Below are 14,356 nucleotides of genomic sequence, written 5' to 3' on the forward strand. Positions count from 1 at the left end.
GGCATGGGACAACCTGGCCTGAACCGCAGGCAACTGCTCGCCGCACTGGGCGGCCTGACCGTGGCCGGCAGCCTCGGCTTCGCCGCCCTCGGCACGGGCGCCGACGCCCTCGCCTCCGACGCCCGCACCCGGGTGCGCTACTGGAACCTCTTCAGCGGCGGCGACGGCGTCAACATGATCGACCTGCTGGACGCCTTCCGCGCCGGCAGCCCCGGCATCGACGTCAAGGACTCCACCCTGCGCTGGGGCAACCCGTACTACACCAAGCTCGCCATGGCGGCCTCCGGCAACCGCGCCCCCGAACTGGCCGTCCTCCACCTGGGCCGCCTCGCGGGCTTCGCCCCCGAACGCCAGCTGGACCCCTTCGACGTCGACCTCCTGGCCGAACACGGCGTGCGGGAGGAGGACTTCAACCCGACCCTGTGGCAGCGCTCCCTCGTCGACGGCCAGTTGTACGCCCTGCCCCTCGACATCCACCCCCAGCTGAACTTCTACCGCAAGGACGTCTGCGCCCGGGCGGGCCTCATCGGCGACGACGGCAACCTGATCACCCTCACCTCCCCCGAGGACTGGTTCGACGCCCTCAAGGAGGCCCGGAAGGCGGTGAAGAAGGGCCTGCAGACCATCGGCCTGCACGCCTTCGACCAGAACTTCGCCTGGTGGTTCTTCATGTCCTTCTACACCCAGGCCGGCGGCACCTACTACGACGAGCACCTCACCGACGTCACCTTCGACACCGACAAGGCCACCGAGGTCCTGGAATTCCTCCGCCGCCACATCACCGACGGCTACCACATCGCGGGCAGCCCCGACGCCGAGCACTTCATGAACGGCGGCGCCTTCGTCTGGGAGGGCGGCTGGTCGGTGCCGGTCTACGACGCCCCGAAGATCCCGTACGGCGCCACCCCGCTGCCGCCGCTCTTCGGCGCACCCGCCACCCAGGCCGAGTCGCACGCCTTCGTCCTGCCCCACCAGTCCGACCGCGGCGGCGCCGCCAACGAGGCCGCCCACCAACTGGCCGCGTACATCGTGCGGCACGCCGCGGACTGGGCGAAGGGCGGCCACATCCCGGCGTACACCCCCACCCTCACCGACCCCGCCTACCGGAAGCTCACCCCCCAGTCCGAGTACGCCTCCGCCATGGACCACATGGCCCTCGAACCCCCGGCCTGGTTCGCCGGCTCCTCAGGCACCCTCGCCCAGCGCATCGGCCCGGTCGTCGTCGCCGCCAACCTCGGCTCCACCACACCGGACGCCGCGGCCCGCCGTATGCGCCGGGTCCTCGATCAACTCCTGGACATGCGGAACCCGATGGGAGGCGGTACGGCATGACCGCCCTCGACACCACGGCCACCGTCGTACGCCCCGCCGCCACCGTCACCGCCACCGGCGCCCGCGCCCGCCTCGGCCGCTCCCTCCAGCGCGGCGGCTGGTTCGTCGCCCCCTTCCTGCTGCTGTACGCCCTGTTCGTGCTCACCCCGATCGCCCGCGGCCTCTGGCTGAGCCTGACCGACGCCAACATCACCGGCGAGGGCACGAGCTTCGTCGGCCTCGACAACTACACCGAAGCCCTCAAGGACCCCCTGGTCTGGAGCTCACTCGGCCACAGCGCCTACTTCACGCTGCTGGTGGTCCCCTGCATCACGGTGTTCGCCTTCCTGCTGGCGATGCTGGCCCACCACATCCAGCACGCCAAGTGGCTGTGGCGCCTGTGCTTCTTCGCGCCCTTCCTGCTGCCGTCCACCGTCGTCGGCAACATGTGGCGCTGGATGTTCAACCCCGACACCGGCCTGATCGACCACGTCTTCCACCTGGAGACGGCCTGGCTCACCCAGAAGTCGACCGCCATGACCGCGGTCGTCATCGCCACCCTCTGGTGGACGGTCGGCTTCAGCTTCCTGCTCTACCTGGCCGCCCTGCAGAACATCCCGCCGCACCTCTACGAGGCCGCCGCCCTGGACGGCGCGAACGCCTGGCACCGCGCCCTGCACATCACGCTCCCCATGCTGCGCAACGTCACCGGCCTGGTCGTGGCCCTCCAGATCCTGGCCTCGCTCCAGGTCTTCGACCAGGTCGTGGTGATGTACGAGTTCGGGCCCGGCCCCGAGGAATCGACCCGCACGCTGGTCCAGTACACGCTCGAACAGGGCTTCACCAGCTACCGCGTGGGCTACGCCTCCGCGATCTCCATCCTCTTCTTCCTGATCATCGCCGCCGTGGCCGTAGGCCGTATGTGGCTGCTGCGCAAGCGTGAGGAGGGCGCGCGATGAGTGCCGCCGCAGGAGTACGCCGCCGCTGGACCCCGAGCCAGATGGTCCTGACCGCCGTCGGTGTCGTCGTGTCCGCGGTGATGACGGCCCCGATCGTCTGGACCCTCTTCACCTCCCTCAAGACCGAGACCGAGGCGGTCGCCGTCCCCACCCACTGGGTCCCCGAGGACTGGACCCTCCAGGCCTGGCGGAACATCTTCGCCACCGGCAACATCACCAACTGGTTCGTCAACTCGGTCGTGGTGTCGGTCTGCGTCACCTTCATCGTGGTCCTGGTGAGCGCCCTGGCCGGATACGGCTTCGCCCGCACGGAGTTCCGCGGCAGGAAAGCGCTGCTGGGCCTGGTGATGGCGGGCCTGATGATCTCCCCGGCGGTGCTGGGCGTCCCGCTCTTCACGACCGTCCAGTCGATGGGCATGGTCGACACCTACTGGGGCATGATCCTGCCGCAGTGCGCGCCGGCCGCGATGGTCTACATCCTCTACAAGTTCTTCCAGGGCATCCCGAAGGAACTGGAGGAGGCCGCGTTCATCGACGGCGCGGGCCGCTGGCGGGTCTTCTTCACGATCGTGCTCCCGCTGTCCCGCCCGTCGTTGTCGGCGGTGGGCATCTTCACCTTCATCGCCTCATGGAACAACTTCCTCTGGCCCTACATGGTGACCAACAACCCCGACCTGATGACGATGCCGAACGGCATTGCGACGGTCATGAACTCCTACGGCATCCAATGGGCCCAACTCATGGCAGGCGGCCTGATGGCAGGCCTCCCCCTGGTGATCGCCTTCATCTTCTTCCAACGCCAGATAGTGGCGGGAGTGGCCCACACGGGTTTGGCAGGCCAATAGACCTCACGACAACCCGCACGCACCCACACAACAACCACCACGGCGAAAGGACCCCATGCCCACCGCCCGCTTCACCCTCGACCCCACCTTCACCATCGCCAAAGTGAACCCCCGCCTCTTCGGCTCCTTCGTGGAACACCTGGGCCGCTGCGTCTACACCGGCATCCACGAACCCACCCACCCCACAGCCGACCCGGAGGGCCTGCGCACCGACGTCCTGAACCTCGTCCGCGAACTCGGCGTCACCACCATCCGCTACCCCGGCGGCAACTTCGTATCGGGCTACAAGTGGGAGGACACGGTAGGCCCCGCCGACTCCCGCCCCCGCCGCCTCGACCTGGCCTGGCGCTCCACCGAGACAAACCGCTTCGGCCTCTCCGAATACATCGGCTTCCTCAAGAAACTGGGCCCCGAAGCCGAACCCATGATGGCCCTCAACCTCGGCACCCGCGGCGTACAAGAAGCCCTCGAACTCCAGGAATACGCCAACCACCCCTCGGGCACCGCCCTTTCGGACCTCCGCGTCACCCACGGCGACAAGGACCCCTTCGACATCCGCCTGTGGTGCCTGGGCAACGAAATGGACGGCCCCTGGCAGACCGGCCACAAAACCGCCGAGGAATACGGCCGAGTCGCCGCCGAGACCGCCCGCGCCATGCGCCAGATCGACCCCACCGTCGAACTCGTCGCCTGCGGCTCCTCGGGCCAGGGCATGCCCACCTTCGCCGAATGGGAGGCCACGGTCCTCAAGGAGACCTACGACCTGGTCGACCACATCTCACTCCACGCCTACTACGAACCCCACGACGGCGACATCGACTCCTTCCTCGCCTCCGCCGTCGACATGGAGTCCTTCATCGAGAACGTCGTCGCCACCTGCGACCACGTGGGCGCGAAACTCAAGTCGAAGAAGAAGATCAACCTCTCCTTCGACGAGTGGAACGTCTGGTACATGTCGAAGCACCAGGAGCAGAACGAGACCGCCCCCCTCGACTGGCCGGAGGCCCCCCGCCTCCTGGAGGACAACTACAGCGTCACCGACGCCGTCGTCTTCGGCTCCCTGCTCATCGCACTGCTCCGCCACGCCGACCGCGTCACCGTCGCCTGCCTCGCCCAGCTCGTCAACGTCATCGCCCCGATCATGACCGAGCCGGGCGGCCCGGCCTGGCGGCAGACGACGTTCCACCCCTTCGCGCAGGCGTCGAAGTACGGCCGGGGCGAGGTCCTCGACGTCCGCGTGGACTCACCGACGTACATGACCCACAAGTACGGCGAGACACCCCTGCTGCACGCCACCGCCGTACGCGCCGAGGACGGCTCGGTCACCGTCTTCGCGGTGAACCGCGACCGCGAGAACCCGCTCCCCCTCGAAGTCGCGCTCAGCGCCCTGGACGTGACCCGGGTCGTCGAGCACAGCGCGCTCGCGGACGCCGACCCCGACGCCCGCAACACGCTCACCGACCCCGACCGCGTCACCCCGCACCCCGTCGACGGCACGACCCTGGCGGACGGCCGTCTGACGGCCGTACTGGAGCCGCTGTCCTGGAACGTGATCCGGCTGGCGTAGCGGCCGTCACTGTTCGATACGGACCTGGGCGGGCGGATACGGCGAGGTGGACGTCGTACCCACCGCCCAGTACCCATCGGCCGAATCCGGCACGCGCACAAGGGAGCTGATGACCACCGGCGTACTGGACGCGGCGCCCCGCTCGCTCACCCACGCGGCGCCGTCCCAGCGCAGGTGGTGCGCCCGGTTCTGGTCCCAGAAGTCCCAGCCGGAGATACGGTCGGGCCGTCCGTGTTCGTCGGCGACGATCCCGGTGAGCATGCCGGCGGTGAACGGCTTGGTGACGGTGTCCCAGGTCGTGCCGTCGCCGTGCAGGAGGACGGTGCCGGGGGGTTTGCCGGGCGGACCGCCGACGCCGTAGTCGTAGCCGGTGAGCCAGATGTCGTCGTGGGCGACCGGGAGCAGGCCGGTGAGGGTGAGGCGGATGCCGGTGTAGGCGGGCAGTTCGGTCCACTCGGTGCCGTTCCAGCGGGCGACGATGCCGGGGCCGTAGACCCAGACCTGCCCGTCGGGTGCCATGTGGACGCCCGAGGGGGTGGCGGTGTTCCCGCTGGGCAGCGGGGGCAGCCAGTGCCTGGCGTCCCGCATCAGTACCGAGCCGTCGGCGGTGCGGCCGGAGCACCACACCTCGCCGTCGGGGGCGACCGCGACGCCGGTGAGGGTGGTGCCGGACTGGCCCCGGCCGGGGAAGTCGGCCTCCTGCCAGGTGCGGCCGTCCCAGGCGAGCAGGTGGGCGCCGGAACCGAGGGCCCAGGCGGAGCCGGCGCAGGTACCGGCGACGGAGTGCAGGGCGCCGGTGAGGCCGAGGTGGGCGAGGTCGACCCGTGCCCACGCACCGCCGGACCGGACCAGGGCGAGCGGCGTGCCCCGGGTGCTGCCGTCGCGTCCCTCCTCACCCACCGCCCAGGCGAGGCCGGGCCCGGCGGCGGCCACGTCGATCAGCTGCGCGGCGGGGACGCACTCGGGTGCGGTGACGGCCTGCCAGTCACGGGGTGCGGCGGCATCCCGCGCGACGGCGGTGCCGGCGCCGCCGACGACCCCCGCTCCCACCAACGCACCCAACCCACCAAGGAATCTCCGTCTTCGCACGAGCGCTTTCCCCCTCCTCGGCCGAACCTGCCGAACGTCCCGCGGCCATTACCGTGAACCAGCGCGCGGAAGAAGGCAATGCGGGGGACAGCCGGTTTTCGGACAGCTCACGGGCGTATCCCACAATGGGCGTATGAGGATCTCGGCACGGGCGGACTACGCGGTACGGGCGGTACTGGAACTCGCCGTACGGCAGGGCGGCGGCGAACCGGTGAAGGCGGAGACCATCGCCGCCGCGCAGGACATCCCGCACAAGTTCCTGGAAGGGATCCTCGGCGATCTGCGGCGCGGTGGGATCGTCGACAGCCGGCGCGGCGGGAGCGGGGGGTACCGGCTGGCACGCGAGGCGTCGGCGATCACGGTCGCCGACATCATCCGGACCGTCGACGGCCCGATCGTGTCGGTGCGCGGCGAGCGTCCGACCGGGCTGACGTACCAGGGTTCGGCTCAGCCGCTGCTTCCGCTGTGGATCGCGCTGCGGGCGAACGTACGGAAGATCCTCGAAGGGGTCACGGTCGCGGACATCGCGGCGGACGCGCTGCCTGAGCAGGTACGCGAACTGGCGGCGGAGCCGGCGTCGTGGGAGAACCCGTCCTGACCCGGCCGCCGGCACCTGCCGTCCGTACAGCGCGGCGGTGAGGGCCGATGCCGCCCCTCCGTACCGCCGTGCCGATGCCGTACCCGCGGTCCCAGGAGCGCAGCGGCCGTGACGCCGGGTCAGCCGGGGAAACGCCCGGTGGACCGCAGCAGCCACCGACGCTCGGCATACGCCAGGTCGTCGCGCCAAAGGCGCCCGGCGGCGGCGCGTACCAGCGGACGCAGCGCGGGCGCCATGGCGCGGGCCACGGTGAAGCCACGGCGGTCTGAGGCGGCGACGACCGCTTCGATCACGGCGGTGCGCGGCCTGCCGCGGCCGTCCGGGCCGAGCGGCGTGGCGTGGGTCTCGACGACGGAGCCCCGGCCCTCGCCCTCGGCGATGCGCATCACGACGGTGCGCGGCTCCGGTGCGGTGAAGACGGCCCGTACCGGAACCACCAGCCGCCCGGCGACCTTGAACGACACCTCGACGGCGAAACCGCCGCCGTCGCCCGGGTCGGCGATGCCCGGTGTGCCGACGACGGTGAGGTCCACGAAGGAGTACGGGTGGAACCAGGCGCCGTGCCAGGGGTCGAGGCGGTTGGCGACCACGTCCTCCGGCTCACAGACGCCGCTCCCCGTGTACACGGCGTGCAGGGCGCCGGTGAGAGCGGGCCGGGCGGGCACCACGGGTGCCTCGCTCGGGGTCTCGCCGCCGACGTCGTCGAGGCGGACCCACACGAGGACGCCGTCGTCGTGCGCGGGCAGGGGGTCCCAGCCCGCCACCGGTCCACCGTCCAGGGCCAGGCCGTGCCAGTGGCAGATCAGTGTGCCGCAGCGCACCGGGCTGTCGCCCAGCGGCGCCCCGAGGTGCGGGCAGCTGCCGGGCCCGGCCACCAGCCCGCCGGCACGGTCGCGCCACACGACCACCTCCCGGCCTGCCACGGTTCGCGCGAGTGGGCGGTCATCGGGTACGTCGCGGGTGGCGCCGACGACGTACCAGTTGCCGGACGGGCGCGCCTGAGCCCGTTTCAGCGCGGTGGCGATCAGGGCGGGCCGGGCTTCGGGCCAGGTGGGGCGCTGGTGATTCCAGGCCACCGGTTTTCCGCGCAGCCTCAGCGGGAATCTGCCCCGGCGTTCGACGGTCACCCGGCCCCCTCGGGAAGAGCGGCGGTCGTGGCAGCCGGCGGTGCCGGCCGAGGACGAGGGGAAGCGGCGCGTGCCGCCCGTCGGGCGCGCAGCACGCGTACGAGACCGTCGCCGGCCACCGTCAGCCTCCGCGGGAGTGGTACCACGGCACGTCGGTGGACCACCGCGTACCCGCCCTCCGCGATGGCGTCGAGGATCCCCCCGTACAGCACGAACGCGGTGCGGATGCAGGGACGGGCCAGTGGGTCGAGCATGGCGAGGCCGGGCACGGCCTCGCGGTAGACGCCGCGGGTGAGGTCCTCGGCGGCCCGCAGGGCCGCGGTGATCCGCCGGTCGCCGCGGCCGGTGCGCCGGCTCCACGACAGCAGCTCGCGGTCGGCGCCGTGCGCGGCGAGCAGATCGGCGGGTAGGTAGACGCGTCCGCGGTCGAGATCCTCGCCGACGTCCCGCAGGAAGTTGGTGAGCTGGAAGGCCACGCCGAGCGCGGCGGCGTGCGGGGCGGCCTCGGCGCGCGGCACCACGGTGCCGAGGACGGGCAGCATCTGAAGGCCGATCACCGCGGCGGAGCCGTGCATGTAGGCGCGCAGGTCGGCGTAGGTGGCGTAGTCCGTGACCGCCAGGTCGCTGCGCATGGCGGCCATGAAGTCCGTGAAGTGGCGGTGGTCGATGACGTAGCGGCGGGCGGTGTCCGCGAGGGCGTGGACGACGGGTTCGGTGCTGTGCCCGTCGCTGAGCCCGTGCTCCAGCCGGTCCCGCAGCACCGCCAGCCGGTCCGAACGGTCGCCGCGTGTGTGGCCGGTGCCGAGGGAGTCGACGATGTCGTCCGCCCAGCGGGCGAACCCGTACAGGGCGTGGACGGCCGGACGGCGTTCCAGGGGCAGCAGCCGGGTGGCGAGGAAGTAGGTCTTTCCGTGCCGCGCGTTGAGGGCCCGGCACCGGGCGTAGGCGGCGCGGAGGGCCGGGTCGGTGATGCCTGCCGCGTCGAGCTCTCGGCCGGTCATGCGGGGATCCCTGCGAGGTGCGTGGAGGGCGTCGTGTGGCCGGTGACGCGGGCGGCGGCGAGCTTGCCGGACAGCAGCACGGTCGGGACGCCGACGCCGGGTGTGGTGCCGCAGCCGGCGAGGACGGCGTTGTCCGTGCCGCGGACCAGGTTGCGCGGCCGGAAGGGGCCGGTCTGGCGGAAGGTGTGGGCGGCCGAGAACGGGGTGCCCGCCGCATGGCCCTGCGCCTGCCAGTCGGCGGGGGTGACCAGGCACTCCTGCTCGATGGCCGCGCCCAGGCCGGTCAGCCCCCGGCGTTCGAGTTCGGTGACGATCCGGTCGCGATAACGCGGGGCCAGGTCACGCCAGTCGGCCGCGCCCGGCCCGATGCCGGTGTTGGGGCACGGGGCGAGGACGTAGTGCAGATGGCGGCCGGGCGGGGCCAGGCTCGGGTCGGTGGTGGTGGGGCGGGTGATCAGCAGGGACGGATCGGACATGAGGCTGCCGGTGCGGGTGAGTTCGTCGAACGTGCGGTGCCAGCGGGCGCCGAAGGACAGGGTGTGGTGGGCGAGTTGGGGCCAGGTACGGGCGGTGCCCACGTGCAGGACGACGGCCGACGGCGCGTACGTCAGCCGCGCCGGGCGGCGGGGCGTTCGCCCCAGCAGCCGGTAGGCCACGGGCAGGTCCGGGGTGAGGACGACCGCGTCGCAGGTGATGCGGTCCTGGGCGGTCACCACCGCTGTCACGCGACTGCCACGCCGTTCCAGCCGGACGACCTTCTGGCCGTAGCGGAACTCGGCGCCCGCGGTCGCCGCCGCGTCCGCCATGGCCTGCGGCAGCGCGTGCATGCCGCCGCGCGGGAAGTACACGCCGGCGACGGTGTCCATGTAGGCGATCACCGCGTACGCGGCGAGCGCCCGCCGAGGCGGGACGCCGGCGTACAGCGCCTGGAAGGAGAACACCCGGCGCAGCCGCTCGTCCCGCAGATGACGGCCGATGGCCGCATCCAGCCGGCCGAAGCCGCCCAGGGCGGCGAGGCGCGCCAGGTCCCAGGTCAGCAGGTCGAACGGCGAGTCGAAGTTGCGGTCGATGAAACGGCGCATCTGCGCCTGGTGGAGCTGCTCCAGCCAGCGACGCAGGCGACGGTATCCGGCGGCCTCCGCCGCGCCCGCGAACCGCTCGACCTCCGCCTCCATGGCCGGGCCGTCCGTGTGCACGTCCAGTGCGCTGCCGTCGGCGAAGCACGCGCGGTAGGCGGGACGCAGCGCGATCAGCTCGACCCGGTCGGCGAGGCTCTCCCCGACCGCCGCGAAGGCCTCGTCCGCGAGATGCGGCATCGTCAGGACCGTGGGACCCATGTCCATGCGGTACCCCGCGCGCGTCAGGCGCCCGGCGCGTCCGCCCGGCAGCGCGTCCCGCTCGACGACGGTGACACGGCGTCCGGCGCCGAGCAGATGCAGGGCGGACGCGAGGCCCGAGAGACCGGCGCCGACGACCACGACGTGGTCGGTAGGGCCGGGCAGCGTCCGCGTCATCGGCCGGTCCCCTCGGCCCGGGCGGCGGGCGGGGGAGCAGGCGGCGCGGGGACCGGATACGTGGGGGGCGCGCCCGCCACGAGAAGCAGCAGCTGTTCCAGCTCGGTGGCGCCCGCGGGGTCCAGGCGGGCATCGCGCAGATGGCGGACGCCGCACCGGACCAGCCTGCCGATCTTCTCCTCGACGACGTCACGCGCACCCGTGGAGACCAGGACCTGTCGGACCGAGGCGAGTGCGGAGTCCGGCAGATCGGCGCGGCCGTGCGTCTCGTCCAGCACGGCGAGGGCGCTTGTGTCGCCGACCGCTTCGGCCCGTGCCCGGGCGACGGTGAAGACATAGGTGGGCTTGCCGTTGCGCAGGTCGCCGCCCGACGGCTTCCCCGTGCTGCCCGGATCGGCGAACAGGTCCTCCATGTCGTCGCGCAGCTGGAACGCGAGGCCGGCACAGCGCCCGGCGGCGGACAACGCCCTCGTCGTGGCCGCGTCGGCGCCGGCCAGTGCGGCACCCAGCGCCATCGGCCGCTCGACCGAGTACAGCGCGCTCTTGAGAGTGGCCGCCCTGATCGCCTGCGGCGCGGCGTGCGAGCGGGTGGCCTGTCCCTGGACGTCCAGATACTGTCCGGCCACCATCTCGGTGCGCATGTCCCGCCACAGCTCCCGCACCCGGCGCGAGCTGTGCTGCGGCACCTCGGTGTCGGCGATCAGATCGTCCGCCCAGGCCAACGCCAGGTCCCCGGCGAGTATCGCGGCGGCCTCCCCGAGCCGTTCGGCCCGGCCGTGCGGCGCCGCCCACCGGTACTGGGCGGCGACCGACGCGTGCAGGGCGGGCCGTCCGCGGCGCACGCGCGCGCCGTCCATCACGTCGTCATGGGCCAGCGCGCAGGTCTGGATGAGTTCGAGGGCGGCTCCGATCCGCAGCGCCGCCCGTGCGGCGGTACCGTCCCGGCAGCCGCAGGCGCGCATCGTCCACCACATGACCCGGGAGCGGAACCGCTTGCCGCCGTCCAGGGTGAAGTGGGCGACCCGTTGGGCCACGTCGCGGGCGAAGAGCGGGTTCAGAGCGGTGGCGCGGGTGAGGTGCTCGGCCAGGGCATGCCCGAGCACCCGCTCGACGGCGGCGGTGACGTCCCGGTCGACGGCGTCCACCCGAAGGTCGGGCGCCGGCGCTCGGTGGGTGGCACGGTCCGTGGGATGGCTGGTACGCATGCCGGGTCCTCTCCTCGACGGCACGGCACTGTGTCCATGCCTTCCGCGCGAGCGACCGGTACGGATGCGCCAATGGGGTGCGTCATCCGTGCGGGCCGTCAGGGGCATGCTCCTCGGCCGCGTTCGCGGGCCTGTTTGAACCGGGCGAGCCCCTCGGCGAGGTCGATCAGCGGCTCCGGGTAGTCGAGCGCGGCACGTTCCGGCCCCCGCAGCTTCCACGGTTCGTGTACGGCGGGGCCCTCGACCCCTGCCAGCTCGGGCACCCAGCGCCGCACGTACGCCCCGTCCGGGTCGTACCGCCTGGCCTGGGCGATCGGGTTGAGGACCCGGTTGGGCCGGGTGTCGGTGCCGGTTCCGGCCACCCACTGCCAGTTGAGCTGGTTGTTGGCGATGTCTCCGTCGACGAGCAGGGACAGGAAGTGGTCGGCGCCGATCCGCCAGTCGACGTAGAGCGACTTGGTCAGAAACGACGCCGTCAGCAGTCGGCCGCGATTGTGCATCCAGCCCTCGTGGCGCAGTTGCCGCATCGCGGCGTCGACCACCGGGTAGCCGGTCCGGCCCGCGCGCCATGCCTCGATGTCGGCGTGCGCCTCGGGTTCGCGGCGCCAGCGGTCGGCCCGGCCGCGGTAGTCGGCGGTGGCGGCGTCGGGCCGGGCGGCCAGGACCTGGCGGTGGAAGTCCCGCCAGGCGAGCTGCCGTACGAAGGCGTCGGCCCCGCCGCCACCCACCTGGCGGGCCCGGTGGACCACCTCGACGGGGGAGAGGGTGCCGAAGTGCAGGTGGGGCGAGAGCCGGGAGGTGGCCTCGTGGGCCAGGTCGTCATGGCGGTCGTCGTAGTCGGCGACGGCCCCCTTCAGCCACGCCTTCAGCAGTGCCCGGCCGTCCGTCTCGCCGCCGTGCGCCACTCCCGGGGAGACTCCCGTGAGCGTGCGACGGGAGGGCAGCGGCTCGGATCCGACGTGGTCGGGGACGTCCACCGAGCGCGGTGCGTCCAGTGGCCGGCGCAGCCGCTCCTGCGACCACCGGCGGAAGTACGGCGTGAAGACGGCGAAGTGGTCCGAGCCGGACGGAGTGACCGCGCCGGGCGCCACGGCTGTCGTGACCGTGTCGTGCACGTGCAGCTGTCGGCCGTCGGCCGCCAGCGCGGCGCGCAGGCGGTCCTCACGGCGGTGGGCGTAGGCGCTGACGTCGGACGCCATGTGCACCTCGTCGGCATCGGCCTCGGCGGCCACCTCGCAGACCTCGTGCACGACGTCGCCGGAGCGGATCACCAGCCGGCCGTCCCGGGCCCGCAGTCCCGCGTCCAGGTCGCCGAGACAGTCGGCCAGGAAGGCCGTCCGGTTCGGTACGGCGAACCCGGCGTCCGCTACGCCGCGGTCGCGGACGAACAGGGGGACCACCTGACGGGAGCCGTCGAGGGCGGCGCGGAGCGGTGGGTGGTCGTGCAGCCGCAGGTCGGCGGTGAACAGGACGACGGATACCTTCATGGACGTGCTCCAGCCAGGCAGCGATGGTGCGCGGAGCGCGGCCGGCGTGCCGCGACGGGTCGATGGCGGGGTCGGTCACGGGGCCTCACCGTCCCGCGCCGAGCCCGTGCCGGGGCCGCCGGCGGCGGTCGGACGCGGTACGGACCGGTCGCTCGCGGCTCCGGACCTCGCCGACGCGCGGGCGATGTTGCGGGCCATACCGCCGAAGACGGCCGCGTGAAAGGGGGAGACGCTCCACCAGTACACGTGCCCGAGGAGGCCGTGCGGGTGGAAGAGGGCGCGCTGGCGGTAGCGGGCGCGGCCGGGGCCGAGCGGCTCGGCGTACATCTCCAGCCAGGCCAGGCCGGGCAGCCTCATCTCCGCCCGCAACCGCAGCATGTGCCCCGGCTCGATGTCCTCCACGCGCCAGAAGTCGACGGCGTCGCCCACCCGCAGCCGATTCGCGTCGCGGCGCCCGCGGCGCAGTCCCGCTCCGCCGATCAGCCGGTCCAGCCAGCCGCGCACCGACCAGGCCACCGGCAGGGAGTACCAGCCGTTGTCGCCGCCGATGCCCTCGATGATCCGCCACAGCGCCTCGCACGAGGCGTCCACGGGTACCTCCCGCTTGTCCTCGTAGAGGCTTCCGCCCGCCCAGCCGGGGTCCGTGGGCAGTGGATCACTGGGCGCGCCGGGCAGCGCCGAGGACGACCAGCGTGTCGTGACCTGGGCGTCCCGGACGCGTTGCAGGGCCAGCCGTACCGCGTCGTCGAACCCGACCGGCCCGCCCGGCGGATCGGGCACGTGGCGGACGATGTCGTGCTCGCGGCAGATCACCTCGTGCCGCAGGGACTCGGTCAGCGGGCGGGCGATGGAGGGCGGGACGGGCGTCACCAGTCCCACCCAGTAGCTGGACAGCCGGGGCGTCAGCACCGGCACGGGAAGGATCAGCCGGCGGGGCAGGTCCGCGACCGCCGCGAACCGGAGCATCATGTCGCGGTATGTCAGGATCTCCGGGCCGCCGATGTCGAAAGCGCGGCTCACCGAGGCGGGCATGCCGGCGCTGCCGACCAGCAGCCGCAGCACGTCGCGCACGGCGATGGGCTGGATCCGGGTGTGCACCCAACTGGGCGTGACCATCACCGGGAGCCGTTCGGTGAGATAGCGCAGCATCTCGAAGGAGGCGGAGCCCGAGCCGATGATGACGGCGGCCCGCAGCACGGTCGTCGGCACACCCGAGTCGAGGAGGATGCGCCCGACCTCGTCACGGGAGCGCAGGTGGGGTGACAGGTCACGGTCGGGTACGCCCGCGGGTGTCAGGCCGCCGAGATAGACGATGCGGCGCACTCCCGCGGCGCGGGCCTGTTCGGCGAAGACGCGCGCCGCCCGCCGGTCGGCGGCCTCGAAGCCGCGGCCCGTGCCCAGGGCGTGCACCAGGTAGTAGGCGACGTCGATGCCGTGCAGCGCTTCGGCGAGCGACGCGGCGTCGGTGACGTCGCCGCGCGCCACCTCGACCTCGTCCGCCCAGGGGTGGTCGCGCAGCTTGTCCGGTGACCGCGTCAGGCAGCGCACCCGGTGTCCCGCGTCCAGTAGTTCCGGGACGAGCCGGCCGCCGATGTAGCCCGTGGCGCCGGTGACGAGGCTGTGCGGACCCGGTGCGGTGGCGTGCCGGCTCAT

At 72.6% G+C, this 14,356-nt stretch carries 12 protein-coding genes; 5 read left to right on the forward strand and 7 right to left on the reverse strand.

What is annotated here, in order from left to right; translation table 11 throughout:
- The first annotated feature begins 3 nt into the window (after window positions 1–3).
- Genes I2W78_RS27625 through arfA form a run of 4 tightly spaced genes read left to right on the forward strand, consistent with a single transcriptional unit; the run spans window position 4 to window position 4,682 of the window.
- Complete coding sequence (locus I2W78_RS27625; protein WP_196462953.1) at window positions 4–1,332, forward strand: extracellular solute-binding protein; 1,329 nt, start codon at window positions 4–6, stop codon at window positions 1,330–1,332.
- Window positions 1,329–2,270 (forward strand): carbohydrate ABC transporter permease, encoded by a 942-nt coding sequence (locus I2W78_RS27630; protein ID WP_196462954.1) that lies wholly within the window; start codon window positions 1,329–1,331, stop codon window positions 2,268–2,270. Before I2W78_RS27625 ends, I2W78_RS27630 begins: the two co-directional genes overlap by 4 nt.
- Complete coding sequence (locus tag I2W78_RS27635; RefSeq protein WP_196462955.1) at window positions 2,267–3,115, forward strand: carbohydrate ABC transporter permease; 849 nt, start codon at window positions 2,267–2,269, stop codon at window positions 3,113–3,115. Before I2W78_RS27630 ends, I2W78_RS27635 begins: the two co-directional genes overlap by 4 nt.
- A gap of 55 nt (window positions 3,116–3,170) precedes the next feature.
- On the forward strand, window positions 3,171–4,682 hold the full coding sequence (arfA, locus tag I2W78_RS27640; protein WP_196462956.1) for an arabinosylfuranosidase ArfA: 1,512 nt from the start codon (window positions 3,171–3,173) through the stop codon (window positions 4,680–4,682).
- A 6-nt stretch (window positions 4,683–4,688) separates the two neighbouring features.
- On the opposite strand, the gene I2W78_RS27645 is transcribed toward arfA, so the two are convergent.
- Entirely contained in the window at window positions 4,689–5,732 is a 1,044-nt protein-coding gene (locus I2W78_RS27645; RefSeq protein ID WP_196462957.1) for a hypothetical protein, read from the reverse strand.
- Between the two features lie 172 nt (window positions 5,733–5,904).
- On the opposite strand from I2W78_RS27645, the gene I2W78_RS27650 reads away from it, so the two are divergent.
- On the forward strand, window positions 5,905–6,369 hold the full coding sequence (locus tag I2W78_RS27650) for an RrF2 family transcriptional regulator (RefSeq protein ID WP_196462958.1): 465 nt from the start codon (window positions 5,905–5,907) through the stop codon (window positions 6,367–6,369).
- A gap of 119 nt (window positions 6,370–6,488) precedes the next feature.
- On the opposite strand, the gene I2W78_RS27655 is transcribed toward I2W78_RS27650, so the two are convergent.
- The 6 genes from I2W78_RS27655 to I2W78_RS27680 all read right to left on the reverse strand — a co-directional run bounded on the left by I2W78_RS27655 (window position 6,489) and on the right by I2W78_RS27680 (window position 14,356).
- Window positions 6,489–7,496 (reverse strand): DUF5914 domain-containing protein, encoded by a 1,008-nt coding sequence (locus I2W78_RS27655; protein WP_196462959.1) that lies wholly within the window; start codon window positions 7,494–7,496, stop codon window positions 6,489–6,491.
- Entirely contained in the window at window positions 7,493–8,497 is a 1,005-nt protein-coding gene (locus I2W78_RS27660; protein WP_196462960.1) for a phytoene/squalene synthase family protein, read from the reverse strand. The genes I2W78_RS27655 and I2W78_RS27660 overlap by 4 nt, the downstream gene beginning before the upstream one ends.
- Complete coding sequence (locus tag I2W78_RS27665) at window positions 8,494–10,011, reverse strand: phytoene desaturase (RefSeq protein ID WP_196462961.1); 1,518 nt, start codon at window positions 10,009–10,011, stop codon at window positions 8,494–8,496. Before I2W78_RS27665 ends, I2W78_RS27660 begins: the two co-directional genes overlap by 4 nt.
- Entirely contained in the window at window positions 10,008–11,216 is a 1,209-nt protein-coding gene (locus I2W78_RS27670; protein ID WP_196462962.1) for a polyprenyl synthetase family protein, read from the reverse strand. The genes I2W78_RS27665 and I2W78_RS27670 overlap by 4 nt, the downstream gene beginning before the upstream one ends.
- 98 nt (window positions 11,217–11,314) lie before the next feature.
- Window positions 11,315–12,703, reverse strand: coding sequence for a cryptochrome/photolyase family protein (locus I2W78_RS27675; RefSeq protein ID WP_196462963.1), 1,389 nt, complete (start codon window positions 12,701–12,703; stop codon window positions 11,315–11,317).
- Between the two features lie 75 nt (window positions 12,704–12,778).
- Window positions 12,779–14,356 carry an SDR family oxidoreductase gene (locus I2W78_RS27680; RefSeq protein ID WP_196462964.1) on the reverse strand — a complete coding sequence of 526 codons (1,578 nt, stop codon included), beginning with the start codon at window positions 14,354–14,356 and terminating at the stop codon, window positions 12,779–12,781.

Source organism: Streptomyces spinoverrucosus, assembly GCF_015712165.1.
GTDB lineage: Bacteria > Actinomycetota > Actinomycetes > Streptomycetales > Streptomycetaceae > Streptomyces > Streptomyces spinoverrucosus_A.

Coding starts and splice junctions, on each gene's coding strand:
- arfA (WP_196462956.1), top strand. CDS start 3,171: ATGCCCACCGCCCGCTTCACCCTCGACCCCACCTTCACCATCGCCAAA.
- I2W78_RS27665 (WP_196462961.1), bottom strand. CDS start 10,011: ATGACGCGGACGCTGCCCGGCCCTACCGACCACGTCGTGGTCGTCGGC.
- I2W78_RS27670 (WP_196462962.1), bottom strand. CDS start 11,216: ATGCGTACCAGCCATCCCACGGACCGTGCCACCCACCGAGCGCCGGCG.
- I2W78_RS27650 (WP_196462958.1), top strand. CDS start 5,905: ATGAGGATCTCGGCACGGGCGGACTACGCGGTACGGGCGGTACTGGAA.
- I2W78_RS27680 (WP_196462964.1), bottom strand. CDS start 14,356: ATGAGCCGGCACGCCACCGCACCGGGTCCGCACAGCCTCGTCACCGGC.
- I2W78_RS27675 (WP_196462963.1), bottom strand. CDS start 12,703: ATGAAGGTATCCGTCGTCCTGTTCACCGCCGACCTGCGGCTGCACGAC.
- I2W78_RS27625 (WP_196462953.1), top strand. CDS start 4: ATGGGACAACCTGGCCTGAACCGCAGGCAACTGCTCGCCGCACTGGGC.
- I2W78_RS27630 (WP_196462954.1), top strand. CDS start 1,329: ATGACCGCCCTCGACACCACGGCCACCGTCGTACGCCCCGCCGCCACC.
- I2W78_RS27635 (WP_196462955.1), top strand. CDS start 2,267: ATGAGTGCCGCCGCAGGAGTACGCCGCCGCTGGACCCCGAGCCAGATG.
- I2W78_RS27660 (WP_196462960.1), bottom strand. CDS start 8,497: ATGACCGGCCGAGAGCTCGACGCGGCAGGCATCACCGACCCGGCCCTC.